This window comes from Streptomyces sp. NPDC029041 (assembly GCF_040637515.1).
In the GTDB taxonomy this organism is placed as follows: domain Bacteria; phylum Actinomycetota; class Actinomycetes; order Streptomycetales; family Streptomycetaceae; genus Streptomyces.
In genome coordinates, this window is the sequence record NZ_JBEZWO010000026.1 from 1 (window position 1) to 26,364 (window position 26,364).

Below are 26,364 nucleotides of genomic sequence, written 5' to 3' on the forward strand. Positions count from 1 at the left end.
CCGCGCGACGGGCGCCCTGTGCGTGGAGCACCTGGCCAAGCAGGGGCACCAGGACATCGCGGTCATCGGGCGGGGGCCCGCGCTTGCGTGCCGGGCGCCCGGAAGGCAAGGTCGGGTGCCGTGGCCACCTTGCTGATCGTTCATCACACTCCCTCGCCCCACTGCCAGGCGATGTTCGAAGCCGTCGTCTCCGGGGCGACGGACCCCGAGATCGAGAACGTCCGGGTGGTGCGCGTGCCCGCGCTGTCCGCCACCGCCTCCGACGTCCTCGCCGCCGACGGCTTCCTCCTCGGCACCCCCGCGAACCTCGGCTACATGTCAGGAGCGCTCAAGCACTTCTTCGACCAGGTCTACTACCCCTGCCTGGACGCCACCCGCGGCCGCCCGTTCGGCTACTGGGTGCACGGCGGCAACGACGTCACCGGAGCGGTACGCGGCATCGAGTCGGTCACGACGGGCCTCGGCTGGCGCCGCGCCGCCGAGGCCGTGACCGTGACCGGCGAGCCGGACAAGGGCGACCTCGAGCGGTGCTGGGACCTGGGCGCGACGGTGGCCGCCGGACTCATGGGCTGAACCGGCGGCGCCGTCAGGTCTCTTCGGTCTCCTCCAGCCGGCGCCGGTCCTGCTCGTCCCACGCCCGGGTGTCGCGCGGCTGGGTGTACGGCTCGGCCTCGGGCGGATGTCCACCGGCGATGGCCCGCTGGCGGACCGTCTCCGCGTCGAACTCCAGGCCCAGCAGGATCGCCAGGTTGGTGATCCACAGCCAGACGAGGAAGACGATGACACCGGCCATCGTGCCGTAGGTCTTGTTGTACGAGGCGAAGTTGGCCACGTAGACCGCGAAGCCGGCGGACGCGACCATCCAGATCAGCAGGGCCAGGAAACTGCCCGGAGTGATCCAGCGGAACCCCTTCACCTTGGCGTTCGGCGCCGCCCAGTACAGGATCGCGATCATGAGCACGACCAGCAGCACCAGCACCGGCCACTTGGCGATCGACCACACCGTCAGCGCGGTGTCGCCGATGCCCAGGGCGTCTCCGGCCTGCTGGGCCAGCCCGCCCGAGAACACCACGATCAGCGAGCTGATGACGGCCAGCACCAGCAGCACGACCGTCACGCCCACCCGCATCGGCAGCAGCTTCCACACCGGCCGGCCCTCGGGCATGTCGTAGACGGCATTGGCCGACCGGATGAACGCGCCCACGTAGCCGGACGCCGACCACAACGCCAGGACCAGACCGACGATCGCCATCAGCGAGCCGATGCCGGCGTTGCCCTGCAACTGGTCCACGGCCCGGGTGATGATGTCACCCGCCGAGCCGGGCACGAGCTCGCGGACGTTCTCGGTCACCTTGTCCGTGGTCGACCGGCCGGTGAGGCCCAGCATCGACACCAGCACCAGCAGGGCGGGGAACAGGGCCAGCACGCCGTAGTAGGTCAGTGCGGCCGCCCGGTCGGTCAGCTCGTCGTCCTTGAACTCCCGCACGCTGCCCTTCAGCACCGCGACCCAGGACTTCCGGGGCAGGTCGGTCGGCGAGTCCGGCGCCGCGCGTTCCACCTCGGGGTCCGGTCCGGGCTCCCCGAAAGCGGCGGCGGCGTCCTCCCGGCGCCCCGCAGCGGCGGGATCGTCCCGGCGGTCGGTCTCAGGAGCCCCCTGCCGGTCCACCGCATCGGTTTCCCGGCGGTCGGCTTCGTGAGCCTGCTGCCGGTCCGCCGCAGCGGTTCCCCGGCGGTCCGCATCACGAGCGTCCTGCCGATCCGCCGACGGGGTCTCCCGGCGGTCCGCATCGGGAGTCCCCCAGCGCTCCGCCCGGGGCCCTGAGGACGGGCTTTCAGGAGGCGGGGCCTGGGACTCGGCGTGTTCTTTTCGTCCCGGAATATGCAGCTTCACCATGTGAGACGGGTAACCCCGGGGCGAACCCTTAAGCCGCACACATGCAAGACCGGCCCGGACATCGCGTTGAGAAAGCGCTCCCACGGGCACGATGCCGCCATGACCACTTCACCCACCGTCCGCCCCTACCGCCCCGAGGACCGTCCGGCCCTGGACGACATCTGCGTCCGCACCGCCCACCACGGCGAGGACAGCCGGCCCCACTACGAGGATCCGGGCGTCTTCCCGGCGACCTTCGCGGCGCCGTACGTCCACCTGGAGCCGGAACTGGCCTTCGTACTGGACGACGGGCGGGGAGAGGCGGTCGGCTACATCCTCGGTACGGCCGACACCCCGCGTTTCGCGGAAGCCTTCCGTACCGAGTGGCTGCCCCTGGTGGCCGACCGGTACCCGGAACCGCCCGGTCCCCCACGCACCCCGGACGAGGCGTTGGCGGGCATGCTGCACCATCCCGAGCGTATGGTGCTGCCCGAGCTGACCGGCCACCCCGCTCATCTGCACATCGACCTGCTGCCCGCATGGCAGGGCCGGGGGTACGGGCGCCGCCTGATGCGGACCTTCCTGCAAGCGCTGCAGGATGCGGGGGTCCCCGCCGTTCATCTGGCGATGTCGACGGCCAACACCCGGGCCAGGGCCTTCTACGACCGCATGGGCTTCGAGGAGCTCGACGTCCCCGAGCCGGGCGAGGCCACTTTCCTCGGGCGCACCACGAAGGAGCTCGACCGGCTCTGACCGATGCGGAAGTGGCGCAAACACGCATTGCGGACCCCGGCAGGCGGACGCACTCTGTGCAGTGGGAGCGCTCCCACTTCGAAACATGATCGAAATGCGATGGAACGCACGACACCCCCACACCCGAAAGAGGCAATCATGGATTGTCATGAGCATGATTCTCGGGGCCGCAGGTTCAGGTCCCGCCTGACCTTCGCCCTGAGCGCACTGGTCGCCGCGCTGCTCAGCCTCATCCCGTGGAGCGGCACCGCCGTCGCCCACGGCTCGGTCGTCGACCCGGCCTCCCGCAACTACGGCTGCTGGCAGCGCTGGGGCAACGACCACCTGAACCCCGCCATGGCCCAGCAGGACCCCATGTGCTGGCAGGCGTGGCGGGCCGACGCCAACGCCATGTGGAACTGGAACGGCCTGTACCGCAACGGCTCCGGCGGGAACTTCCAGGCCGTCGTCCCCAACGGCCAGCTGTGCAGCGGCGGCCGGACCGAGGGCGGCCGGTACAACTCCCTGGACACGGTCGGCGCCTGGAAGACGACGGACATCACCGGCAACTTCACGGTGAAGCTGTACGACCAGGCCAGTCACGGCGCCGACTACTTCCTGGTGTACGTCACGCGGCAGGGCTTCGACCCCACCACCCGGCCGCTGACCTGGAACGACCTCCAGCTCGTCAAGCGCACGGGCAGGTACGCGCCCAGCCAGAACTACGAGATTCCCGTGAGCACTTCGGGACGGAGCGGCCGGCACATCGTGTACACGATCTGGCAGGCCTCGCACATGGACCAGACCTACTTCCTGTGCAGTGACGTGAACTTCCGCTGACCTGCGCCTCCCCGCCGGACGGCGCGTCCGGCGGGGCATGGCGGGTTTGGGCTTCATGAGAATTTTCCGAAAGTTTTCGAGGTGAGTGAACACAGGGTTGCTCCCGTACGTATGGGGCGAGGGGATTTTCATGCCCGGCACGCCACAAGCGCAGGAGAGCACCCTTGGGACGCAACACGCGAAGACGCCCTACAGGCCCACGACGCGCGACCTTCGCCGCATTCGCACTGATCCTGGGCGGAGGCGGCCTGATGGCCGCGAACGTCTACGCCTCCGCCACGGACGGAGGTTCGGGCGGTGACTCCGCCCAGACGCGGTCCGGCACGGGGGGCCGGACCGCGGGTGCCACGATCGACTGCCCGGACGTCGGCGCCAAGCTGACCTCGGTCCCCGAACAGGCGCGGGGGGAGGTCGACAAGGAACTCGCCCTCCTGGACGAGCAGATAGCCAAGGCCTACCAGCGGCTGAGCGAATCGGCCCAACAGGTCCAGAAGGACCCCGGCTTCGCCGACAGCGCGGTCGTGAACCCGCTGAAGGAGAAGCGGGCCGCGACCCTCGAGCGCATCGCCATCGCCATCGACCGGGTGGGAGACCGCCCCGAGGGACTCGACGCCCTCGCCGCCTGCACCCTCCAGGACGGCAACCAGGCTCCCGCCCAGGGCGAAGGCCAGGACGCCGCCGCAAGCCCGCAGCCCGGCCAGGAGCAGGGCCAGGGGCAGCAGAACGGCCAGGGTCAGGGCGCCAACGGCGGACAGGCGGGCAACGGCCCCGTCGCCGCCGACTTCGCGGACATCAAGAGCGTCCAGCCCAACGTGAACGACCCCCGCGAGGAGGGCGGCGCATCCCGCGGCTCCTTCGCCACCAGCTGCGGCGTGAACGAGAACGGGCTGTTCAACTCCGACAACATCATCGCCGCGCCGGGTGTCACCAACGGCGCCCACCACTTCCACGACTACGTCGGGAACCAGGGCAACAACGCCTTCGCCAGCGACCAGGAGCTCGCGAAAGCCGGCACCAGCTGCGAGGACCAGGGCGACAAGTCGTCCTACTACTGGCCCGTCGTGCGTCTGCAGAACGGCGCCACGGAGCAGGACGCGGACAAGCCCGGCGGCGGCATCGAGGGCAACGCCGGCGAGATCGTGACGCCGAAGCAGGTCACGCTGACGTTCGTCGGCAACCCGCGTGAGAAGGTCACGGCCATGCCGCGGCTGCTGCGCATCATCACCGGCGACGCCAAGTCGTTCGTCAACGGCCCGGCCAACGCCAACGCGTCCTGGAGCTGCACCGGCTTCGAGGACCGGCAGCTGAAGGACAAGTACCCGCTGTGCCCGCAGGGCAGCGACGTCGTACGGACCTTCAAGTTCCAGAGCTGCTGGGACGGCCGCAACATCGACAGCGCCAACCACCGCACCCATGTGGCGTTCGCGGACGCCTCCGGCAACTGCCCGTCCGGTTTCCGCCTCATCCCGCAGCTCGTGCAGCGCATCGTCTACGACATCGACGCGCCGAGCCTGCAGGACGGCGGCCGTACGACACCGCTGTTCGCGGTCGACTCCTTCCCGGAGCAGCTGCACAAGCCGGTCACCGACCACGGCGACTTCATCAACATCTTCGACGAGGATCTGATGGGGGAGATGGTCGACTGCATCAACGACGGCCGCACGTGCGGAGCGGGAGCGGACGGCGGGCAGGACCCGGCACCGGGCGAGGAGCCGGAGGAAGAGCCCACCAAGACGCCGGAGGCTCCGCAGGAGGAGCCGACGAAGGCCCCCGAGGCCCCGCAGGAGGAGCCCACCAAGACCCCGGAGGTCCCGCAGGAGGAGCCGACGAAGGCTCCCGGGGCCCCGCAGGACGGCAATGGCGGCCAGAAGCCCGGCGGCAAGGGCGACGGCGGGGACGACGGCAAGGGCGAGGCGCAAAAGCCCCCGGCGGACAAGCCGGTCCCCACACCGGAGCCCGGCGACGCGTCCTCGGCCCCGGGCACGGCACAGCCCGAGGTGAGGGCCACCGACTCGGCGGACGGCGGCAAGGCCGCCGGGCAGGGCGGCGCTGCGAAGGACGACGACGGCGAGGGCGCTGACGGCCTCGGCGAGTCCCAGGCCGTCGGAACGGCGACCAGTGCCGCCCCGACCCCGTCGGCCCCCTCCCGCACCGAGCCCCAGGCGGTCGGCGAGGGCGGCCTGGCCGACACCGGAGCGCAGCTCTGGCCGGCCGCGGCGGGCGCGGTCCTGGTCATCGCGGGCTTCGTCGTCCTGCGCCGGGTGCGGCGCGGCTGAGAGCAACGCCAGGACGTGAGCCGTGAACGGCGGCGGGATCCCACCGGATCCCGCCGCCGTCGCGCGTCTCACGCCGAGGCCTCGCCCGGCCCCCGGCCCGCTGCTTCGGCCTTTGCCGCCCCTCGCCTCGGCCCGCTGCTCGGGCCCCGGTCCGGCCCCGCTGCCTCCCGCCCCCTGACCCGGCACCCTTCGACGGCCGCCGAAGGAACGGCCGTCGTCCTCATCGCCGCCGGATCGGCGCTCGGCGGCCTCGTCGGAGCCGGGACCGGCCGCCGCTTCGGCCCCGCCGTCCTGCGCACCCTGATCGTGTCGGCCGGCACCGTTCAACCTGGTCCATCCGGTGCTGCGCTGACCCCGGCCACTCCGGCCGAAGCCGGGCTTGTCGAGCCCGGCAGGCCCGGCTCGCACGCGGGAGCCCGGGACGAGAGGCTCTCGGCCGTCCCGTCCCGGGCGCTCGGGTGGAGATCAGGGGCGGCGCCGCTGGTCCCCGCGCTCGTCGGTCCCCTCGGTCTCGATGCGTTCCTTGCGGACCTCGCCGGTGACGGTCTCCTCCTCCGTGACCTCTTCGGTGGTCAGACGGACCCGCTCCTTCGGAACGGCCCTGGTCTCCACCACGGGCTGTTCCTCGTAGAGCGTGACGTCGTGCTCCGCCTCGGTGATGTCCGGGCCGGTCATGGCCCTGTCCCGGTTGGCGTCGGTGATCGGCTCGCGCTCGACGCGGACCTCTTCGTGGCGCACGGGAACGGTGTACTGCTGCTCTTCGGTGACGACGTACTTGCGCAGCCTCGCCCGGCCGGCCTCATGACGTTCGACACCGATGTGCATCTCCTCCTCGGACCGCGTCATCGCGTCGTCGGTGATTCCGCTGGTACCGACGGTGCCGGTCGCCTGGCCGCCGGTGCCGGCCTGTGCGTCCTGCCAGGCGGCGTCCCAGTCGATGCCGTAGTGCTGGTACAGGCGCTGCTCCTCCTGTTCGGACAGGTGCCCGCCGGCGTCTATGTCGACGTTGGGCGCGTCCTTGACCTGGTTCTTGGCGTACGGCACCTCGAGGTGGTCCTCGACGAGGGCCGCGTCGTGGATGGGTACGAAGGACTCGCTCGTGCCGAACAGGCCCGTCCGTACGCTGACCCACTCGGGCTCGCCGGTGACGTCGTCGAAGAAGACGTGCCTGGCATCGCCGATCTTGTCGCCCCTGGCGTCGTACACAGGGTGGTCCAGAACAGTGTCGATCTGCTCTCGGGTGATCATTCTGTATCTCCTGCGGTGTTGATATTGATAGGTCCCTGCCGTCGGGGCGGGGTGTCCTGGTCCCGATGCGGCCGGTCGGCCGGTCGGGCGGCGAGGTGCCTACGATCCGGGGCCGCCGGTCTGCCCGCGGGCCTCCTCGGCCGTGCTCTGTGCGGAGCGGCGGGCCTGGTCGGTGACGTGCCCCGCTTGTTCTGCGGCCTGTTCCCTGGTGACGCGGGCGGCGTCGGAGGCGGTGTCCTTGACCTCCTGGGCGGCCTCGCGTCCGGCCCGGGTGGCGTCCTCCTTGAGCTGCTGCGCGGACTCCAACGCGGCCTGCTTCACCGGCTCGACGGCCTCACCGGCCCGCTCTGCCGCCTGCTCCTCGGCCTGTGAGGTGGGCAGCAGTGAGGCGGTCAGCAGTCCCGCGCCGAAGGCGATCAGGCCGGCCGCGAGCGGGTTGCCCTGCGTCTGCCGCATCGCCTGCTCAGGGGCCTGGCGTGCCGCCTGGCCTGCCTGCCCTGCGGCTTCACGCGCGGTGCCGGCGACCTTTCCGGCGGCCTCGCGCGCGGTGTCCGCTGCCTGACCGGTGGTGTCCTGCACCGACCGGGCCGCCCGCTGGGTGCGGTCGGTGGTCTGCCCGGTGGTCTCCGAGACGCTGCCCATCACCCGCTCCCTGACCCCGTGCAGAGCGCCGCGGACACGCCGGGTGCGCCGCCGGACCATCCGGCGGGGGCGGGCGCGGTCGGCCAGCCGGGAGACGTCCTCGGACAGTCTCTCCCGCGTGGTCTCGATGTCGGCCCTTATCTGGTCGGGTGCCGTGCCCATTGCATGTCCTCCTTCAGCGTCTGCATGGTCTGCTCCGGCTTCGGCGACACGGTGCGCATCCGCGCGCGGCCCCGCCGGTAGAGGATCAGGCCGATCACCGCCCACAGGCCGGTGACGATCAGCGCGGCCCATCCCAGGTCCATGACGTTGGCCAGGGCGAACGTCGCTGCCAGGCTCAGGAAGACGGCCACCATGTAGCCGGCGAACCCGGCGCCGCCGAACATCCCGGCCGCCTTGCCCGCCTTGGTCGCCTCTTCCCGGATCTCGGCCTTGGCGAGTTCCGCCTCCTGGCGCAGCAGCTGCTGCACGTCCGATGTCACCGTCGAGAGCAGCTCCCCCACGGAGCTGTCCTCCCGACCGCGGTGCTTCGGGGCGTATCGGTGCGGGGCGTGGGGCGTGAGCGACGACATCTCACGCCCCCTCGTAACCCGGCAACTGCGGCGGCGCCGCGTCCTCAGGCAGGGCGTGGGAGGCGGAGGTGCCCGACCGCGCCGACCGGCCCGAGCCGGAACCGTCTGCCTTGCTGCCGGCCTTGGCCAGGCGCCCGACGGCGAATCCGGCCACGACCGCTCCGCCGAGGAAGGCGCCGGGGCGTCTGCGGGCGAAGTCCTGCAGGTCGCCGACCAGTCCGCCCACCCCCCGGCTGTCGAGGTAGTCGGCGGCCCGGTGACCGCGGTCCGCTGCCTGCGTCACGAGGCTCCTGGCGGGTGAGTCCGCGTCAGCGCTGTCGGCGAGACCGGACAGGTCGTCCGCCCACTGCCGCATCACCCGCGCTCCGCGCCGTGTCTGGCTCTCGGCCTCCTCGGTGACCCGCGTCCGCAGGTCACCGGCCATCGCGCCGGCCTGTGCCCTTGCCTCACCGGTCACGGCCTTGACCTGGTCGGTGGCGGTGCCCATGACCTGACTCGCGCCTTCCCTGGCCTGACCGGCCGTGGCCGACGCCTCCTGCTTCGCCGTCCGCCCGGCCTGCTGGGCACGGCCGGTGCTCTCGTTCGCCATCTCGCTCATGGATCCTCTCCCTCAGGCAGCGCCCGGGATGGGGTTTTCGGCAGAGTCCGGACCGCCCGCGGCGACGGCGTGCGCCGTCCACCACCGCGCTACGGCGCGTCCGGTGCGGGGCGGGGGCCCGCCGCCGGCTCTTCGTGCCTCCGGGTGCCGCCCCGCACGCACCCTCCTCGGTTAACCACGTCAAATAGGCCAAAACAGTAAAAATGGAATTTTTCGGTCCATGGGCTGGGGTGAGGCTTCGACGTCATCCCCAAACCGCCGCTGCCGCAGGTGAGTTGCGGCAGCAAGGGGAGTCGCGTTTCAGTGAGCCGCGGGACGCGCCCCGGCCTTCGCGCCCTCGGCGTCGATGTGCGGCACCACCCGGTCCAGCCACCGTGGCATCCACCAGGCGTGCCGCCCGAGCAGCGTCATCACCGCCGGGACCATGAGCAGGCGTACGACGGTCGCGTCGATGAGCACACTGACGGCCAGACCGAGCCCGAGCATCTTGACGACGATGTTGTCGCTGACGATGAACGCCGCGAACACGCTCACCATGATCAGCGCGGCACACGTGATCACCCGGGCCGTGATCTCCAGCGCGTGCGCCACGGAGCCCTTCGCGTCCCCGGTGCGCAGCCATGCCTCGTGGACACGGGACAGCAGGAAGATCTCGTAGTCCATGCTGAGGCCGAAGATGATGGCGAACATCATCATCGGCACGTAGCTCTCGATGGGTACCTTGCCGTGCACCCCGAGCGCGGGCCCGCCCCAGCCCCACTGGAACACCGCGACGACCACGCCGTACGACGCGGCGATCGACAGCACGTTCAGGACGGCCGCCTTGACGGCGACGAGCAGCCCTCGGAAGACGGCCAGGATGATCAGGAACGCAACGCCGACCACGACGAGGATGATGACGACCAGCCGGGAGGCGACGATGTCGCGGAAGTCGACCTGGGCCGCCGTCGTGCCGGTGACATAGCCCTTGGCGTCGGTGCCCTCGACCGCGTCCGGCAGGGTCCGGTCGACCAGACGGTTGGTCAGGTCCGTGGTCGTGGCGTTCTGCGGCGACTTGGTCGAGTAGACGGTGCCGAGCAGGACGTCACCGTCCTGCGTGGGCGTCAGAGGCGTGACGACGGCGGCCCCTTGCACCGAGTCGAGCGTCTTCTGTGCCTTCGAGGCCAGATCGGATCGTTGCGAGGAGGGCACGTTCGTCTGGTCGATGACGACGGTGAGCGGTCCGTTGGACCCGGGTCCGAACGCGTCGGTCATCAGGTCGAAGGCCCGCCGGTCGGTGAAGGACGTCGGATCGGCGCCGTCGCCGATGTGGCCGAGCTGGATGGAGAACACGGGGATCGCGAGCACCACGACCACCGCGACGCCCGCCGACAGGAACCACAGCGGCCGGCGCTCCACCCGCTGCGCGTACCGGTGCCAGGTGCCCTGCGGGGTGTCGCCCGCCTCGGCGCCGGTTTCGGCGATGGGGCGGCGCACGTGGTAGTGGTCGATGCGCCGGCCGATGAGCCCGAGCAGCGCGGGGACCAGGGTGAGCGCGCCGATGACGGCCGAGACGACGGTGACCGCGGCGGCGAGCCCGAGCAGACCGATGAAGCCGACCCCGGAGGCGGACAGGCCGGCCAGCGCGATGATCACCGTGCAGCCGGAGACGAGGACGGCGTGTCCGCTGGTGGCCGCGGCCTGCCCGGCGGCCCGCACCGGGTCCGCGCCGTCGATGAGGTTCTGCCGGTGCCGGGTGATCATGAACAGGGCGTAGTCGATGCCCACGCCGAGCCCGATCATGGTGGCCAGCGTGGGGGAGACCGTCGCGAAGGTGAACGCGGCGGCCAGCAGCCCGAGGATCGCCAGACCGCCGACGACGCTGATCAGCGCGGTGAGCAGGGGGACGACGGCGGCGATGACACTGCCGAACCCGACCAGCAGCACGATGACGGCGACACCGAAACCGATCAGCTCGCTCACCCGGTCGTCGGCGTTCGGCCGGGCGAGCTCACCGAGCGGCCCGCCGTACTCGACCTCGGCACCGGCCGACCGCAGCGGCTGCACGGCGCTGTCGACCCCGTCGAGATAGTCGTCACCGAGCGTCGAGGGCTGCACGTCGAAGCGGACGGTGATGTACGCCGTCTTCTTGTCGTCGGACAGCGGCCCGACGTTCTGCTGCTGCGACTGCCCCGAGGTCGGCCCCTGCGCGGACAGCGGGTTCTGGGCCGACAGGACGTGCGGCAGCTTCTCCAGGTCGGCGACTGTCGTGGACATCGGGGAACTCAGGGCGGTGAGATCCTGCTGGTCGTCGTGCAGCACGATCTGGCTGCTGTAGCCGCCGGCCTGCGGATCGTGCGCCTTCAGCACGTCCAGGCCCTTCTGGGACTGCGCCTGGGGCAGGGAGAAGTTGTCGGAGTACTCCCCGCCGAACGCCCGGCTGACGACCTGCAGCGCCACCAGGGCCACCAGCCAGGCGACGATGACGAGCACGAAGTGGCGTGCGCACCACTCGCCGAGCCTTCGCAGTACACCTCCGCGCGCGGCCTTCCGGTCCCCTTCAGCGGTGCGGCTGTGCGGCATGGACGTCGTCTCCTGTGTCAGCCGGGAGGGCAGTGCCGTCCATTGAAGGGGCGCGGGATCACTGCGGCGTTTCAGGCACGCGGACCACGCGGGACTCGGGCCGCCCGTTCCCCCGAAAGGCCCGCCTGCGGGTACGGCGGTCGCGCCGCACGCCCCTGAGCGCCCCCGAGCCGAGAGCCACGCCGAGCCCCACCAGCGCGCTGCCCGCCGCCTGGGCGAGCCCGTAGGAACCCGTGCCGGCGAGCGGTGCCGTGCAGGCCGCCGCCACCGGGATGAGACCGGAGAACAAGGTGGCGCGTTCCGCGCCGATCCGCTGCACGCCCATGTACCAGCACACGAAGCCGATCACGGTGACCACCACCGCCTGCCACAGCAGCGCGGCCGTCTCGACGCCGTCCGGACGCCGCAGCCAGCCGGTGCCGTCGGCCAGGAGCCCTGCCGCCGCCGACTCCAGGGCCGCGACCGCGCACACCGTGGCGGACAGCAACCCGGGCCCGAGCGGCCGCAGTACGGGAACGGCGAGTACGGCGAACCCGACCTCCCCGGCCAGGGCGCACACGGAGAAGGCGATGCCCACGCCGTCCGTGCGTCCCCACCCCTGGACGGTGAAGGCACCGACGGCCACGAGCAACGCCCCGTGCACAACGCTCCGTTGCGGCCTGCGCCCGTCCAGCAGGGGTACGAGCACGGCCACGGCCACCGGTGCACAGCCCACGAACACGCCGGGCACCGCGGGTTCCGCCGTGCGCTCGGCGGCGATGACGGCCAGGTTGAAACCGACCATGCCCACCGCCGCGAGCAGGGCCAGACGGCCCCACTGGCGGGGTGTCAGGACCCGGAGCCGGCCGGCGGCGCCCTTTACGGCCGTCGGGACCAGCAGCAGGCAGGCCAGCCCGTAGCGCAGGAACTGGCCTCCCGCGTACGGGTATTGACCCAGCACGCTGTTGGCCGTGAAGGACCCTCCGACGAGGACGCAGGCGAGCGCGGCCAGCAGGGCTCCGCGCGTGGTCGTGGCATTCATGGGAGTGACGCTAGGCAGCCGGGCGGCCCGGGAAGGGGTCCACTTCCGCACGTGCTTGCCGGACCAATCGGCCGTTCCCTCCCGGGCCGTGGCGTCAGCCGATGTGGTGGCTGTCGCCGTAGACCTTCCAGTCCAGCGGCGTGTTCAGATCCAGGTTGCGCTGCCGCAGGAAGACGCGCTGAGCCGTGTCCACCCGGCTCGTGTCGCTGTGGGCCTCCTCCTGCTTCATGGCCCACACCCGGGCGTCCAGGAAGGCGTTGAGGCACGTCACCTCGTCACCGCCCTGCGCCGGCGGCTTCGCCGTCCGCAGGGCTCGCTTGCGGATGGTGCCCGAACTCGTGGGGTCGCCGCCGTCGCCGTGCATGACGATCGCGTCGTAGTAGGCGAACTGGCCCAGCAGCCGCACTCCGTCGGCTGTGCCCTGCCGGACCGCCGGGCCGAAGCACACGCGGTCGCGCTCGTCGTCCTGGGCGCGCCGGAACCCCGCGTCCCGTGCAGCCCGGCGCCAGTCGCCGGGGAAGCCGGGGTCGAGTCCGTCGTGCGAGGCGGAGCCGTCGACCTCGCGGAGGGCCGGCAGGCACCTGGCGAGGACGTTGCCGGGCTTGCGGGCGGTGCAGAGCTCGACGAGGTCCAGCATGTCGCCGGTGCCGGAGCAGAACCCGGCGGCTTCAGGAACGGGGCGGTCGCCAGGGCCGCCCCGAACGGCGCCAGGGGGTTGGAAGAGTGGGCCGTGCAGAACGGACAGGAAGGTTTCCTATCAATGTCAGGACGCAAGGGAAACAAGCCGGTCGGAAGTTCGTGCGGTCGAACATGCCGGAAACGAGGCAGCGCGAGTTCCACGGCTGAGCGGGCGCCGGGGGAACCAACGGCCCCTCTCGCACGTCAACTCAGTGTCCGCCAAGGGCCGAACGGTCGGACCGACCAGCCGGAGAGGGGAATCGCCATGGACGAGGCGAGGTCGCAGCAGGGGAGCGAGGCGGAGAGCGCCGCCCGTCGGGCACGCTTCGGGGCACTGCCGGAGCCGGTGCGCGTGGAGGACATGGTCGAGGAGCGGGCAGCCAGCGTGCCCGACCCGGCGCGCACCGCGTACAACCAGGACGAATGGCTCGTGCGCTACTGCCTGTGAGGCGCTCCGCCGGGGCGGGCCGCTACGACGTGCGCGTGCCCAGGTCGCGCAGCCACCGCACGACGTCGTCGGCGTCCTGGGCGCCGGCGATGTCGAGCGGGGTCATGCCGTCGTAGCCGCACCAGTGGGGGTCGGCGCCGTGCCGGTGGAGGTACTGCGCGGTCGCCAGCCGCCCACCGTGGCAGGCGCCCCAGAACGCGCTGGTGATCTCCTCGGGCGACGGCGGCTCGTCCGCCTCGACGTACGCCCGGACCCGGTCGAGCAGCCCGAGCGTGGCCGCGTCCTGCAAGGTGACGCGCGCGCCGTGTTCGATCAGCCGGAGGGCCGCGCGCCACTGGCCGAACCCCCGGGCGTCGGCCAGCGGGGTGCCGCCCCCAATCACCGCACCGGGCGCTTCGATGTCGGCCCCCGCCGCGATGAGCGCGTCCAGCACGGGCACGTCGTTGTTGCTGGCCGCCCAGTGCAGCGGCGTCTCCTCGTGCGCACCGACGAAACGGGCGCCGGGATCGGCCCCGGCGGCCACCAGGGCCGCGACCACCTCCGGACCGCGCGGGAAGTGCCCCGGCCAGTCGGCCGCGATGTGCAGCAGACTGCGCGTGCCCCTGCCCTCATCGCCCTGCTCGGTGATGCGTGCGGTGGCGAGACCTGGGTGCTCGGCCAGCAGCCGCCCGAGCCCCGGCAGATCTCCGCTGCGGATCGCCTCCGTGACGGCGACGGCCAGCGGGTCCCGCGATGTCAGCGTCTGCAAGCCGGCCTCCCCATGCCGTCCGGGGCCCCGATTCTGCCAGGAGACGTCCCCGCCCACGGAAGCACGCGCGAAACGGCCGGCGCCCCTCCGGCCCTGCACGTCTCTGCGCAGACCGGGCACCCGTGCGGACGACATGCCCCCGCGCTCCGCCAGGCGTAGCGTCCGGGGTAGGAGCGGGAGGACACCATGCCCGGGAGCGACGAGAACCCCGGCGGCTCCGGGTCGCCGGACGATGCCCTGGGGATCGCGCTGGCCGACACGGTGCGCGGCACCGGCGCCTCGATCGGCGGTCTCTACCTGATCGAGGAGGCGGAGCCGGTGTTGCGGCTGGTGGCGCTGTGCGGTCTTCCGGTGGCCTTCAGCGCCCCGTGGCAGCGGCTGCCCCTGACCGCGCCGGTTCCCGTCACCGACGCGATCCACGACGACGCGCTGGTCAGCATCGCCGGCCAGGACGAGATGGCCCGCCGGTATCCCCGGGCCGCCGCCGTCCTGCCCTACCCGTTCGCCCTGGTCGCCGCCCCGCTGACCGGCGTGCGGCGTTCCTGGGGCGGTCTCGTGCTGATGTGGCCCGCCGGCCGGCCGCGCCGGGTCACACCCCGCGAACGCGGTCACATCACCGCCAGCGCCCGCCGCATGGCACGCCTCCTCGACGACGCCGCCCGGCCGCCGTCCCTGCCCGATCTGCCACGCGTCGTCCCCGTCGACGCCAGCCGCCACCCCGTGCAGACCGGTCTGGCCGCCGCCGACTACCTCGAACGCCTCCCCGAGGGTGCCCTGGCCCTCGACCTGGAGGGCCGCATCACCTTCGCGACCGCCACCGCGGCCCGTCTGCTCGGCCGCGGCGCCGACCGGCTCCTCGGCACCCGGCCCTGGCACTCGTTGCCCTGGCTCGACGACCCCGCCGTCGAGGACCACTACCGCACGGCGGTCATCAGCCGCGCACCCGTCTCCTTCACCGCGCTCCGCCCACCGGACCAGCCGCTGACGTTCCAGCTCTACCCCGACTCCAGCGGCATCAGCGTCCGCGTCCAGCCGAGCGCTGAGCCGGCCGAGCACGCTCCGCCCGCAGGCGCGCGGCCACCCGTCGCGGCGCCGACGGGACGTCTCTACCAGCTCGTCCACCTGGCCGCCGTACTCACCGAGGTGGTGACCGTGCGGGACCTCGTCGCACTGATCGCCCACCAGATCCTGCCCGCGTTCGGCGCCCAGGGGCTGGTGCTGTCCGGTGTCGACGCGGGCCGGCTGAAGATCACCGGCCACCACGGCTATCCGGCCGACGTCATGGACCGGCTCGACGCCCTGTCCCTGGACACCGACCTCACCCCCGCCGGCCAGGTCCTCGCCAGCGGCACCCCGGCCTTCTTCGCCGACCCGGGCGAGCTGGCCGCCAGTTACCCGGACGCACCCCAGATCAGCGGGAAGCAGGCATGGGCGTTCCTCCCCCTGATCATCTCCGGCCGGCCGGTCGGCTGCTGCATCCTGTCCTACACCCGGCCGCACACCTTCACCGCCGACGAACGCGCCGTCCTCACCTCGCTGTCCGGCCTCATCGCCCAGGCCCTCGACCGCGCCCGGCTCTACGACACCAAACACCGGCTCGTGCACGAACTGCAGCGCGCCCTGCTGCCCCGGGCCCTGCCCCGCCTGCGTGGTCTCGACGTCGCCGCCCGTTACCTGCCCGCCGGCCACGGCACCGAGGTCGGCGGGGACTTCTTCGACGTGCTGCGCCTGAGCGACACGAGCGCGGCCGCCGTGATCGGCGACGTAGAAGGCCACAGCGTCGCCGCCGCCGCCCTGATGGGCCAGGTCCGCACCGCCATCCACGCCCACGCAACCGCCGGTGCCGGACCCGGCCAGGTCCTCGCCCGCACCAACCGTCTCCTGGCCGACCTCGACTCCGAACTGCTCGTCTCCTGCCTCTACGTCCACCTCGACCTGGGCCGCCGCCAGGCGTCCCTCGCCAGCGCGGGACACGTGCCGCCGCTGCTGCGCCAGGCCCGGCACCCCGCCGGTGTCCTCGACCTCGAACCCGGCCCGCTGCTGGGCGTCGACACCGGCACCGACTACCCGGTCACCACCGTGCCCCTGCTCCCCGGCACGACTCTCGCCCTCTACACCGACGGCCTGGTCGAACTCCCCGGCACCGACGTCACCCGCACCACCGCCGACCTCGCCGGGCACCTGGACGCCGCCGACTGCCACGACCTGGAACGGCTCATCGACCGGCTGGTGCGGCACACCACACCCACGGGACGGCACGCCGACGACATCGCGGTGCTCCTGCTGCGCGCCTCCGCCCCGAGCGACACTCCGGGCGGAGACGTCATCCCCGGTCCGGGGAGTCCGCCCTGACCCGCCGGGCCACGTCGCGCAGCTTGAGGTTGTGCTCCTGGGAGATGCGCCGCAGCACACCGAAGGCCTCGTCCTCGCCCAGCTGATGGCGTTCCATCAGGATCCCCATGGCCTCGCCGATGGCGTGCCGGGTCTCCAGCGCGTGCTCCAGCTGGTCCACGGTCCGGGCCGTGGCGAGCGCCACCGCGGCATGCGAGGCGAGCAGCCAGCCCGCGGCCTCGATGTCCTCACCGAAGGCCCCGGGCCGACGCGAGTAGAGGTTCAGCGCACCGAAGTCCTCCTCGTCGGTGTAGAGGAGGACACCGGTCATGCTGCCGATCCCCAGGTCGCGGGCCGCCCGGCTGTACCGGGGCCAGGACGGCTGCGGGCGGGTCATGTCGGCGATCCGGAACAGCCGCTCCCCGTCCACGCGGCGCGCTGCGTCGAAGCACGGCCCCTCGCCGAACTCGCCCTGCAGCCGGTCGGACTCCGCCACCATGTCACCGCACACGGACAGCGTCACGGCCCGGCCCTTGGAGACCGTGAGGATCCCGGCGGCGTCGCAGCCTTCGATCAGCTCCACCGCCGACGACGAGATCGCGTCGAGGGTCGCCTGGACCGAATCCTGCGCGGCCAGGTCCCGGCCGAGCCGGGCCATCTGCTCGGCGTACCGCCGCCAGTCCACCGCAACCACCGCCTCGCTCGCCGGTCCCGCCCACCGTACTCCGCCGGGCATCGTACGGCTGCTCGCCGGATCATCCGGGCGTCCGGGCATGCTGCCCGGAATGCCGAGCCGCACTCACCGGTACGCCGTGAGCAGCAGCGCCACGTCGTCCGGCCGCTCCCGGGCCCGCCGGGCCGTGCCCACCAGCCGGTCGGCGAGATGTTCCACCGAGTCCGCCGGCGTCTCGGACAGACGGTGGCGGACCGCGTCGATGCCCGTCTCGATGTCGCTGCCGGGCCGCTCCACCAACCCGTCGGTGTACAGGGCGAGAACGCTGCCGGGGGACAGGGTGAGTGCGGTGACGGGATACACCGAGTCGGGCTGCACGCCCAGCATGACGCCGCCCGCGAGATCCAGCGTCTCGGCGCGCCCGTCGGGGTGGCGCAGCAGCGGCGGAGGATGGCCGGCCCGCACCGCGAGGGCCCGTCCGGTGGCCGGGTCGAGTTCGATGTAGCAGCAGGTGGCGAAGACGTCCGACTCCAGCTCGCTCAGCAGCCGGTTGGTGTGCGTGATGACCTCCTGCGGCGGGCGCTCGCTCGCCGCGAAGGCGTGCACGGCGCTGCGCAGCTGCCCCATCACCGCGGCGGCGCCCACACTGTGGCCCTCCACGTCCCCGATGACCAGGGCCACGCCACGGCCGGTGGTGATCACGTCGTACCAGTCGCCGCCGATGGCCATGCCCTGCGTGCCGGGCAGATAGCGGCCGGTGGTGCGCAGTCCCTCGACGGTGGGCAGCCGGTGCGGCAGGAGTCCCTCCTGGAGGCCGCGGGCGACGGCGGACTCCGAGTCGTACAGCCGGGCCCGTTCCATCGCCTGGGCGGCCAGGCCGCTCAGCGCGGTGAGCGCGGACCGCTCGTCGGGGGTGAACCGGTGCGGGGCGTCCCAGCCCAGGATGCAGGACCCCACGGAACGGCCGGAGGCGATCAGCGGCAGGAACGACCAGGCCTGCATGCGGTCCAGGGTGATGCCCGGATAGGCGAGGGAAAGATCCTCGGGCGACTCGAAGAACAGAGGGAGCCGCGTGGTCAGCGCGTGGACGCCGGGCAGCTGCGTGTCGAGGGTGACTCCCTCGAAGGGGGTGAGGAAGCCCTCCGGGTAGCCCGACTCCCACAGCAGGTACATCCGGCCCTCGTGGACGGTGTACAGGGCCAGCTCCCGGGCGCCGAAGGCGGGCAGCAACTGCTCCGACACGGCCCGGCAGACGTCCTGCACGGTGACCGCCTCGGTGAGCACGCTCGCCATCTGCACCACGTGGTAGAGCGCCCCGGCCCGCGCGGCCGCCACCGGGCCGGGCAGGGGCGCGACGGCGGTGGGGCCGGAGGCGGCGGCGGATCCGGCTCCCGGCTCCGGCTCGGCCCCGGTGGGCGGCCCGGTCGGGAAGACCCGGCCGGTCAGCCCGTGCACGTCCGGGAAGAGCACGAAACTCAGCCAGTTGCCGTCGGGCCGCCGGACGAGGAAGGACACCTGCTCCTGCGACAGCATCGCCGCCCGGTAGCGGTCCTCGTACGCGGGATCGCGGAGCCAGGTGACGACCTCCCACGGGTAGCGTCCGAAGAGGTCCTCCCGGCCGTTGCCCAGCAGTTCCTCGCAGCGACGGTTGGCGTACGTCAGGCGGCCGTCCTGGTCCAGGGAGAAGAGTCCGTCGGGCAGCCGCTCGGCCGCTTCGGCCGCGGTGAGTCCGCCGCCCGCGTCGACGAGGGCGCCCACGAGGATCCGTGCGGATCCGGCGCCGCCCTGCACGAGGTGGCCCCACAGCTCGACCGGCCGGTAGCCGGTCTTCTCCTCGCCCCGCGACTCGTCGAGGACCCGGAAGTGCCGGGACCTGACCCGGCCGTCGGCCAGCGCGTCGTGCCGGCTCTCGCGCAGTTCGTGCAGGTCGTCGGGGCTGACACGGGCCTCGACGTCCGCGATGGTGCCGCCGTAGGACGACCGGTCCAGACCCAGCAGCGCGAGGGCGTCGTCGTCCGCCGCGCAGCGGTCGCTGTCCAGGTCCCAGTCGATGAGCCCGACCCGGACCGGGTGGGCGGCCGCGGTGGGCAGCCGCACACTGATCGGCTCGTCGTCGTACTCGATGTGGTGTGCGGCGGGCTCCGGGCCCGGCAGGGCCGCCACGAGGCGGTCCAGGCGTTCCTCCATGGCCCGCTCGGCGGGGCGCAGCGCGAGACCCACCGCTTCCCCGTCCAGCGGGTGGCGGGCCGCCGAGCGCAGCACGACCAGCACCCCGACCGCCTCGCCGCCGGTCCGGACGGGCTGGTAGGCAGAGCCGAAGGAGTACGGGAGCCCGGCCGTGAAGTGGGGGAAGCGGACCATGGTGGCGTGCTCGTCCGGCAGCCACAGCGTCTCGTCGCGCCGGTAGGCCTCCGCCATGGGCAGGGCACCGCCCACGGGCACCCGCCACCAGCTCCGGAGCAGCGAACGGGGCACCCCGGTGATCATCGCCAGCACCAGCGAGCGCCGGTCGCGGGAGCGCAGGTAGACCAGCCCGCCGTAGCCGTCGAGGTCCCGCACGGCCTCCACCAGCGGGTCCGTCAGCGCGTCCTCGATCCGGCCCTCAGCCCCGTTCCGGCTCCGGCCGGCGGCTGACCGCGGCCCGTCCGGTACGGCGGCTGCCTCATCCATGTCGCGTCCTCCCGGTACGGACGCACCGGACACCAATCGCTTCACACCAGGATGTGCCATGGTCGGCGCTCCGGCGCGGCAAGTGCAACCTTTCGGTCGCTCCGGTCGTCTCATCCTGCATCAGCCACATGCAAGCCTCGGGGGCGGCAATGGTACGAATCAGAAGAGCATGCGCGACTCTCGCACTCGTGGGCGCCACGGTGGGCGTGGCGGCCGTCCCGGCCGGCGCCGCACCGGTGGCCGGCCCGCAGTCCACCGCCCGGGCCACGACGTGCCCGACCGGCTGGGGAAGCCTCGCCAAGACCGACGCCGGCACCGGCGTCGCACCGATGACCGACGTCAGGACCGGCCGTCACACCTGCTTCGACCGGATGGTCGTCGACGTGCCCGGCGCGGGCAGCGGCATCGGCTACACCGTTCAGTACGTCGACAGGCTCTACCAGGACGGCTCGGGCCGCTACATCCCCGTGTCCGGCGGCGCGGTGCTCGCGGTGCGGGTGACCGCGCCCGCGTACGACCCGGAGACCGGCGCGGCCACGTATCCCGGCCAGGTGGCCCGCCCGCTGCCGGGCGTGGACCTCACCGGCTACCGCACCTTCCGCGACACCCGGTTCGCCGGCAGCTTCGAGGGGGAGACCCAGATCGGTCTGGGCGTCCGCGCGCGGCTGCCCTTCCGGGTGCAGCAGCTGGAGGACCGCGTCGTCGTGGACGTCGCCCACAGCTGGACCGCCACGGGCTGACGGCCACGGGCCGAACGCACGGCGCCCGGCTCTGCGGAGCCGGGCGCCCACGTCTTGGCCGCGGCGGCCTCAGCCGACGCGCAGCCGGCCCAGTTCCTCGAGCGTCCGGGCCGCGGCACCGGCCAGCCGGGGCCGGCCGCGGACGAAGCGACGGGCGGCCCGGGCGGGCTCGCGGCCCAGCCAGTGGGCGGCTCCGCCCGGCACCGGCCGCACCACCGCCCCTTCGTACACGCGCAGGTCCCGAGTCTTGAGCGACTCCTTGTAGCGGGCCGGGCCACTGCCCAGGTCGACGGTCTCGATACCGTCGCCCGCGGCGGCCTCCAGCATCCGCAACTGCAGGAGGAGGCCGGGGGAGTACTTGGCGTAGGCGCGGTCGTACGCCGGGAACCACCAGGACAGCACCGTGCGCGAGCGCAGCCCCAGATGCGCGGCGACGGGGCGTCCGGCGGCGTACAGCACGGACAGGACGCCGCGGCACTCCGGCTCCTCGCTCTCCCCGAGCAGCCCCACCAGCCGGGTGATCCACTCCTGCGCGAACCGGTCCCGTCGGCCGGTCCGCCGGTACTGCGCCGACTTCCACGCCATGAGCGCCCGCAGCGCCGCCGGGTCGCCGGCGTCGTACACGAACCGCACCTCGCCGACCTGCCGGGCCAGCCTGCGCTCCTTGGCCAGGATCTGTCTGAGGAAGCCCGGCGACCGCGCCCGCAGATGGTCCGTGTACGCCGTGAAGCCCCCGCCGATGTCGACGACCGGGGAGGCGAGTTCCTCGACCGCGTGCGGCACGAAGACCCCTTGGCCGGCTTCCAGATTGTCGAACTCGAAGGACGACAGCCCGCAGGCCCGCAGCAACCGCCGGGCGTCCAGCCCGATGCCGGGGCGTAACACGGCCCCCTGGCTGTCGGACACCCCCAGCCCGATGGCCCGGCCCCGACCCAGCATCCCCGTCTCGTAGGGGAAGAACCCCACCGGGGAACCGTCTTCCTGCAGCACCGCCACTCGGGCTCCCGGCCTGACCCGCCCCACCGCCACGGTGAACGCCGGATCGAGAAAGGGATTCGCCGGCGCCCCGGACTCCGTCCGGATCTCCCGCCACATCTTCCGGTCGTCCGGGCCGAGTTCGTCAGGCCTCAGAACGAGAACGCGCTTTCCAGGCAACTGTGCCTCCTGTGTCATCGGCATGGGGACACACGAAGGCCTGCACAACACCGCGATTGGGCACCAGGGCAGTACTCAGGGCGCACGGCGCAGGCCCTTGTCGGTACTGCCGTCGCTCAGCAGCGGAACGTCTGCAGCCGTTCGGCGCTCGGGGCGGATCCGACCGCCCGCGGACACGGGTCGGCTCCGGCCGGACGCAGATCCGTACCGCCCCTGCCCAACGCGGCCGCCCCGGCCGAGACCGGGCTCGTCCCGGCTGCCCCCGTCGCCCGCGAACTGCGCGCCGCGAGCTGCCGGACCGACGGCTCGTCCTCATCAGGACACGGCTCCCCGGCCCCCTCGGCCCCTTCGGTTCCGGCACTCGACGCGGAGCCTGCAGCCGTGACGCCCGCAGCCCTCGCGTCCCCCGCCGTCACGGGCGGACGAACGTCGCCCGCGAGCCCCGGAACGACGAGCTGCAGCAGCAGCAGGCAGGCCAGCAGGCCCACCACCGCTGCCCATGGTCGCCGCGCCATCAGACCCCTGACCCGTGTTCCGGCGGGGGAGTACGGAGTGGACTCGGCACGAGGGCCGGCACCGGACCAGACCCCCGACACGGCCGGCTGCGCTTCCAGTAGGCCGAGCGCGACTCCGCCCCGTCAAGCCCCGGTGTGACGATTTGTCCCACTCGGCCGGTTGCCGCCGGAATCCAACGGTGAGCGCTGCCTCCTGACGGGTGCTCAGCCGCCGAAGCCCGGCACGTCACTCGGCTCGGCGCCCGCAGGTTCTCCGCAAGGTGCAGGGCCGCCCCGGCCGGCAGGCGCAGCGCGGTCGTCGGCACGGCGGCCAGGGCTCGCACAAAGCCCCCTGCTGTTCGGGTCGGCCGGTGATCGGCCACGGGTGTTCACCCGTACGCCCCGGTGGCCTCGGTTCCGTGGACCAGCTCGATCGCCCTGCCGAGCGTGTCGAGCCGGTCGTCGAGGGTTTCGCCTGCCGGGTAGAGGCGGACCGTGTTCACACCGGCGTCGCACCAGACGCGCAGCCGCCGCCGCACCATGTCCTCCGTGCCGATGAGCGTCGTGGCCAGCACCATCTCGTCGGTGACGAGGCCGGCCGCACCGTCCCGGTCACCCGCCTGCCAGCGCCGCCGGACCTCGGACGCGACCTCCGCCCAGCCCTGGCGGCTGTAGGCCCGGTTGTAGAAGTTGGTCGACGCGGACCCCATGCCGCCCAGGCTGAAGGCGAGTTCCTTCTTCCGGCCCTCGACCATGGCGGCCAGCGCCTCCTCGTCCCGGGCGAACGCGACCTCGGCCCCCTGGCAGACGTCGAAGCCGGCGCGGTCACGGCCGGCGGCGGCCAGGCCCTCGTCCAAGGGGGCGAAATAGGCCTCCGCGGCGCCCTCGGGGACGAAGCTGGTGCCGAGCCAGCCGTCCGCGACGCGGCCGGTCAGCCGCAGCATGGCGGGCGACAGTGCCGCCAGGTAGACGGGAACGGGATGCTCGGCGCGCATGGACAGGCGCATCGGCACCGCCTCCCCGCCGGGCAGCGGAATGCCGAACTCGGAGCCCGAGTAGGCGATCTTGTCCCCCGCGACCACCTGCCGCAGGATCTCCACCGTCTCGCGCACCCGGGCCAGGGGGCGGGCGAACGGCACCCCGTGCAGGCCCTCCATCACCTGTGGACCCGATGGTCCGAGCCCCAGCAGGAACCGCCCCCCGGACAGGTTGGACAGTGTGATCGCCGTCTGCGCGAGGGCGACCGGCGTGCGCGTGCCGACCTGCATGACGCCGGAGCCGAGCAGCATCCGCTCCGTGCGGGCCGCGTAGAAGCCCAGGGCGGACGGGGCGTCCGAGCCCCAGGCCTCGGCCACCCAGCAGACGTCCAGCCCCAGTCTCTCCGCCTCCACGACGAAGTCGGCCTGCCGGGACCAGGAGCCCAGAGCCGCCGCCTCGACGGTCGTCGCCGCGCGCATCACGCCTCCAGCCGGTGCTTGATCCGCTCCAGCGTGGCCGTCATGCCCCGCTCGAACTCCCGCAGCCGTACGAACACGATCTTCTGCTCCTTCTCCGGCATGGCGTCGATCGCGAAGGACAACCCCGAGCGTCCGGGGCCCATCCGCATCCACTGCGACAGTTCGGTCCCTCCGTCCTTCGGCTCCAGCCCGAAACGCCACTTCGCGCTCGGCTCCGCCGGATCCCCCACCGCCCAGGCGAACACCCGCTCCGGATCGCACGCGACCACCGTCGAGGTCGTCTCCCATTCGCCGAACTGCTCATGCCGGTTCCGGCCGACGAACCGGGACCCCACGGCCGGTCCGGCGGCACTCCCGGTCCACCGCGCCGACTGCAGCTCGTCGCTCATCTCGGGCATCCGCGTCACATCCGACACCAGCGCCCACACCTTCCCCGGCGGGGCGGCGACCCACGTCGTCACCTCGACCGTCGGTTGGTCCGCGTACCGTGCGCCCGTCCACTCCATCGCGTGCCGGCCTCCTCGTCGACAAGGACTGTCGCCACAGGGTTGCGTAATGAGACTCACCAGGTCAAGCGATTGCCGGTTGAGAACAGGTGAGGGAACGTGCCGATGTGGCCCGGTGCGCGGAACCGAGCCCGCAGGGCCGCGTACGCTACCGGTGGCTCCGTCCTCCGGGATCTTCACGTCCGGCGCGACCGCGACGGGGGAGCCGTCCAGGACGACGGTGGTCGAGCCGGCGTGTCGGCGGGCACCATGGTCACGGCGGAGCGGGCCAGGGCCCGCCCGTGCCGGCCTTCGAGCGGAGGGACGAGATGGGATCGGCGATGGACGAGCGGTTTCACCGCCGGCAGAGATGGGCCGCCCGGGGCGCCTTGGCCGCGGCCGCGCTGGCGGCCCTGCTGCCGCTCGTCTCCGGCGGCCTGCGAGGGCTGTTGCTGCTCGTTGCGGGCCTGGCGGGCCTCGCCGTGACCGCGGCCGCGCTCTGGTGGGTCCTGTCCCGGCGGGGAGTGGTCCGTATCGCGTCGGCAGCGCTCGCCGTCGTCGCGCCCGTCGGCCTCATCACCCTCTTCGCCACCGCGAATCTGCTCTGGGTGGTCTTCCTGTCCCTGCTCCTGTGGTGCGGCGCGGTCTGGAGCGGCCGCTACGCCCTGCGCAGCACGGGCCTGCGGGCCGTACGGGTCAAGGAGTACCGCACACCGCCGCCGCTGCGCCCCTTCCTGCTGCTCAACCCGCGTTCCGGCGGCGGCAAGGTCGAGAAGTTCAACCTGCGGGAGAAGGCCGAGGCGCTGGGCGCCCAGGTCGTGCTGCTCGACCCGGATCAGCACCAGGACGTCACCGCCCTGGCCAAAGCCGCCGTGGCCGACGGAGCCGACCTCCTGGGCGTCGCGGGCGGCGACGGCACCCAGGCCCTGGTCGCCGCCGTCGCCGCGGAACACGGACTGCCGTTCCTCGTCATCGCCGCCGGTACGCGCAACCACTTCGCCATGGACCTGGGTCTGGACCGGGACGACCCCGCCAGCTGCCTCGACGCCCTGACCGACGGGGTCGAACTCCGCGTCGACCTCGGGTTCGCCGACGACCACCCGTTCGTCAACAACGCCTCGTTCGGCGTGTACGGGGCCGTGGTGCAGAGCCCCGGCTATCGGGAGGACAAGGTGGGCGCCGCCCTGGACCGGCTTCCCGACCTGCTCAGCCGGCAGAGCGGTCCGCGTCTGACGGCCACCGCCGACGGCACCATCGTCGCCGACCCGCAGGCGATCCTGGTCAGCAACAACGCCTACCGCATGGACGACCCCTTCGGCTTCGGCCGGCGCGAGCGGCTCAACTCCGGGCGGCTGGGCGTGCTCGCGGTCCGTGTGGACAGTGCCGTGGAAGCGGCCGAACTGCTGCTGTCCCCGCGCCCGGAGGGGCTCACCGTGCTGACCGCCCAGCGCGTCGTCGTCGACGCCGACCAGCCGGAGCTGGAGGTGGGACTCGACGGTGAGGCGCTCATCATGCCCGCCCCCGTCCACTGCCGCATCGCACGCCGCGCCCTGCGCGTCCGGGTGCCCCGCGACCGTCCGGGAGTGCCCGAGGCACCCCCGCGGCTGGACTGGCGCCGGCTGCGGAAGCTGGCGGCAGCGGTCGGCCGCACCGCGGTCCCCGCGCGCTCCCGGCGTACCTGAGCAGCGCCCTCATGCGGGAGGCCCCCCATGCCGCTTCGGCACGGGGGGCCCTGCGTCTCGCCGTCGGTCACGCCTCCTTCGGCCCGGCCTGCTGCACCACCTCGAAGGACCACAGGGTCGAGCCGCTCGCCGCGGGCTTCGGCCGTTCGCCGCCCTCGCCGCCGCCCTGGTGCGCGCTCTTCATGGGTCCCTCCATCCAGGCCTGGAACGACTCCTCGTCACGCCACCGGGTGTAGACGAGGTAGGTGTCGGTGCCCTCCACCGGGCGGAGCAGCTCGAACCACTCGAACCCGTCGGAGTTCTCCACGGCGTGTGCCCGGGAGGCGAACCGCTTCTCCAGCGTCTCCCGCTGCTCGGCGGGCACGGTCAGTACGTTGATCTTGACTACGCTCATGGGCCCCATCTTGCCTGATGGTCCCCACGCACCGGCCGAGCCCGC

General features: G+C 72.6%; 22 protein-coding genes and 2 pseudogenes. 9 read left to right on the forward strand and 15 right to left on the reverse strand.

The features are described from left to right. Positions 1-120: 120 nt before the first annotated feature. Positions 121-573, forward strand: a complete 453-nt coding sequence (locus AB0F04_RS37125; protein ID WP_344459618.1) for an NAD(P)H-dependent oxidoreductase — start codon at positions 121-123, stop codon at positions 571-573. A 13-nt stretch (positions 574-586) separates the two neighbouring features. Here AB0F04_RS37125 and AB0F04_RS37130 read toward each other — a convergent pair whose 3' ends face one another. Then, positions 587-1,558, reverse strand: coding sequence for a YihY/virulence factor BrkB family protein (locus AB0F04_RS37130; protein ID WP_362050821.1), 972 nt, complete (start codon positions 1,556-1,558; stop codon positions 587-589). Between the two features lie 435 nt (positions 1,559-1,993). Between AB0F04_RS37130 and AB0F04_RS37135 the strand changes: the two genes are divergently transcribed. From AB0F04_RS37135 to AB0F04_RS37150, 4 genes and pseudogenes are all read left to right on the forward strand, one after another. Then, positions 1,994-2,626 carry a GNAT family N-acetyltransferase gene (locus AB0F04_RS37135; RefSeq protein WP_362050646.1) on the forward strand — a complete coding sequence of 211 codons (633 nt, stop codon included), beginning with the start codon at positions 1,994-1,996 and terminating at the stop codon, positions 2,624-2,626. Between the two features lie 138 nt (positions 2,627-2,764). Further along, complete coding sequence (locus AB0F04_RS37140; protein WP_362050649.1) at positions 2,765-3,445, forward strand: lytic polysaccharide monooxygenase auxiliary activity family 9 protein; 681 nt, start codon at positions 2,765-2,767, stop codon at positions 3,443-3,445. A gap of 251 nt (positions 3,446-3,696) precedes the next feature. After that, entirely contained in the window at positions 3,697-5,721 is a 2,025-nt protein-coding gene (locus AB0F04_RS37145; protein WP_362050652.1) for a DUF1996 domain-containing protein, read from the forward strand. Positions 5,722-5,922: 201 nt separating this feature from the next. After that, positions 5,923-6,073 (forward strand): annotated as a pseudogene (locus AB0F04_RS37150) (sulfite exporter TauE/SafE family protein); the annotation flags it as partial. 113 nt (positions 6,074-6,186) lie between these two features. Here the strand turns inward: AB0F04_RS37150 and AB0F04_RS37155 are convergent. The 7 genes and pseudogenes from AB0F04_RS37155 to AB0F04_RS37185 form a co-directional block, all read right to left on the reverse strand. Continuing rightward, positions 6,187-6,969: a PRC and DUF2382 domain-containing protein gene (locus tag AB0F04_RS37155; RefSeq protein WP_362050654.1), complete on the reverse strand. Its 783-nt coding sequence runs from the start codon at positions 6,967-6,969 to the stop codon at positions 6,187-6,189. A gap of 99 nt (positions 6,970-7,068) precedes the next feature. Further along, positions 7,069-7,773: a DUF3618 domain-containing protein gene (locus AB0F04_RS37160; protein ID WP_362050657.1), complete on the reverse strand. Its 705-nt coding sequence runs from the start codon at positions 7,771-7,773 to the stop codon at positions 7,069-7,071. Further along, positions 7,749-8,114: a phage holin family protein gene (locus AB0F04_RS37165; RefSeq protein WP_362050660.1), complete on the reverse strand. Its 366-nt coding sequence runs from the start codon at positions 8,112-8,114 to the stop codon at positions 7,749-7,751. Before AB0F04_RS37165 ends, AB0F04_RS37160 begins: the two co-directional genes overlap by 25 nt. A 70-nt stretch (positions 8,115-8,184) precedes the next feature. Beyond that, positions 8,185-8,781, reverse strand: coding sequence for a hypothetical protein (locus AB0F04_RS37170; RefSeq protein ID WP_362050662.1), 597 nt, complete (start codon positions 8,779-8,781; stop codon positions 8,185-8,187). Positions 8,782-9,081: 300 nt separating this feature from the next. Continuing rightward, the gene (locus AB0F04_RS37175; RefSeq protein ID WP_362050665.1) at positions 9,082-11,343 is read right to left on the reverse strand and encodes an MMPL family transporter; all 2,262 of its coding nucleotides are present in this window, start codon (positions 11,341-11,343) and stop codon (positions 9,082-9,084) included. A gap of 58 nt (positions 11,344-11,401) precedes the next feature. Then, the gene (locus AB0F04_RS37180) at positions 11,402-12,364 is read right to left on the reverse strand and encodes a DMT family transporter (protein ID WP_362050668.1); all 963 of its coding nucleotides are present in this window, start codon (positions 12,362-12,364) and stop codon (positions 11,402-11,404) included. Between the two features lie 94 nt (positions 12,365-12,458). Then, positions 12,459-13,025 (reverse strand): annotated as a pseudogene (locus AB0F04_RS37185) (chitosanase); the annotation flags it as partial. A 282-nt stretch (positions 13,026-13,307) separates the two neighbouring features. Between AB0F04_RS37185 and AB0F04_RS37190 the strand changes: the two are divergent. After that, positions 13,308-13,490, forward strand: coding sequence for a hypothetical protein (locus tag AB0F04_RS37190; RefSeq protein WP_352100185.1), 183 nt, complete (start codon positions 13,308-13,310; stop codon positions 13,488-13,490). A gap of 22 nt (positions 13,491-13,512) precedes the next feature. Here AB0F04_RS37190 and AB0F04_RS37195 read toward each other — a convergent pair whose 3' ends face one another. Further along, the gene (locus AB0F04_RS37195; RefSeq protein WP_362050671.1) at positions 13,513-14,238 is read right to left on the reverse strand and encodes an ankyrin repeat domain-containing protein; all 726 of its coding nucleotides are present in this window, start codon (positions 14,236-14,238) and stop codon (positions 13,513-13,515) included. 186 nt (positions 14,239-14,424) lie between these two features. Here AB0F04_RS37195 and AB0F04_RS37200 point away from each other — a divergent pair, with 186 nt between their 5' ends. After that, the gene (locus AB0F04_RS37200) at positions 14,425-16,590 is read left to right on the forward strand and encodes a SpoIIE family protein phosphatase (RefSeq protein WP_362050674.1); all 2,166 of its coding nucleotides are present in this window, start codon (positions 14,425-14,427) and stop codon (positions 16,588-16,590) included. Here the strand turns inward: AB0F04_RS37200 and AB0F04_RS37205 are convergent. Further along, positions 16,562-17,305, reverse strand: a complete 744-nt coding sequence (locus tag AB0F04_RS37205) for a GAF and ANTAR domain-containing protein (RefSeq protein WP_362050677.1) — start codon at positions 17,303-17,305, stop codon at positions 16,562-16,564. The genes AB0F04_RS37200 and AB0F04_RS37205 overlap by 29 nt on opposite strands. Before the next feature lie 63 nt (positions 17,306-17,368). After that, a complete protein-coding gene (locus AB0F04_RS37210; protein WP_362050680.1) occupies positions 17,369-19,912 on the reverse strand; it encodes a SpoIIE family protein phosphatase in 2,544 nt (847 codons plus the stop codon). 149 nt (positions 19,913-20,061) lie between these two features. Here AB0F04_RS37210 and AB0F04_RS37215 point away from each other — a divergent pair, with 149 nt between their 5' ends. After that, complete coding sequence (locus AB0F04_RS37215; RefSeq protein WP_362050683.1) at positions 20,062-20,652, forward strand: hypothetical protein; 591 nt, start codon at positions 20,062-20,064, stop codon at positions 20,650-20,652. Positions 20,653-20,721: 69 nt separating this feature from the next. Here AB0F04_RS37215 and AB0F04_RS37220 read toward each other — a convergent pair whose 3' ends face one another. The 3 genes from AB0F04_RS37220 to AB0F04_RS37230 form a co-directional block, all read right to left on the reverse strand. Beyond that, positions 20,722-21,825, reverse strand: coding sequence for a GNAT family N-acetyltransferase (locus tag AB0F04_RS37220; RefSeq protein ID WP_362050824.1), 1,104 nt, complete (start codon positions 21,823-21,825; stop codon positions 20,722-20,724). Positions 21,826-22,690: 865 nt separating this feature from the next. Next, the gene (locus AB0F04_RS37225) at positions 22,691-23,758 is read right to left on the reverse strand and encodes an LLM class flavin-dependent oxidoreductase (RefSeq protein WP_362050686.1); all 1,068 of its coding nucleotides are present in this window, start codon (positions 23,756-23,758) and stop codon (positions 22,691-22,693) included. Continuing rightward, positions 23,758-24,264, reverse strand: coding sequence for an SRPBCC family protein (locus tag AB0F04_RS37230; protein ID WP_362050689.1), 507 nt, complete (start codon positions 24,262-24,264; stop codon positions 23,758-23,760). Before AB0F04_RS37230 ends, AB0F04_RS37225 begins: the two co-directional genes overlap by 1 nt. Before the next feature lie 308 nt (positions 24,265-24,572). Here AB0F04_RS37230 and AB0F04_RS37235 point away from each other — a divergent pair, with 308 nt between their 5' ends. Further along, entirely contained in the window at positions 24,573-25,925 is a 1,353-nt protein-coding gene (locus AB0F04_RS37235; protein ID WP_362050691.1) for a diacylglycerol kinase family protein, read from the forward strand. 67 nt (positions 25,926-25,992) lie between these two features. Here the strand turns inward: AB0F04_RS37235 and AB0F04_RS37240 are convergent, their stop codons facing one another. Next, positions 25,993-26,319, reverse strand: a complete 327-nt coding sequence (locus AB0F04_RS37240) for an antibiotic biosynthesis monooxygenase (RefSeq protein WP_031113632.1) — start codon at positions 26,317-26,319, stop codon at positions 25,993-25,995. Between the last annotated feature and the right edge of the window lie 45 nt (positions 26,320-26,364).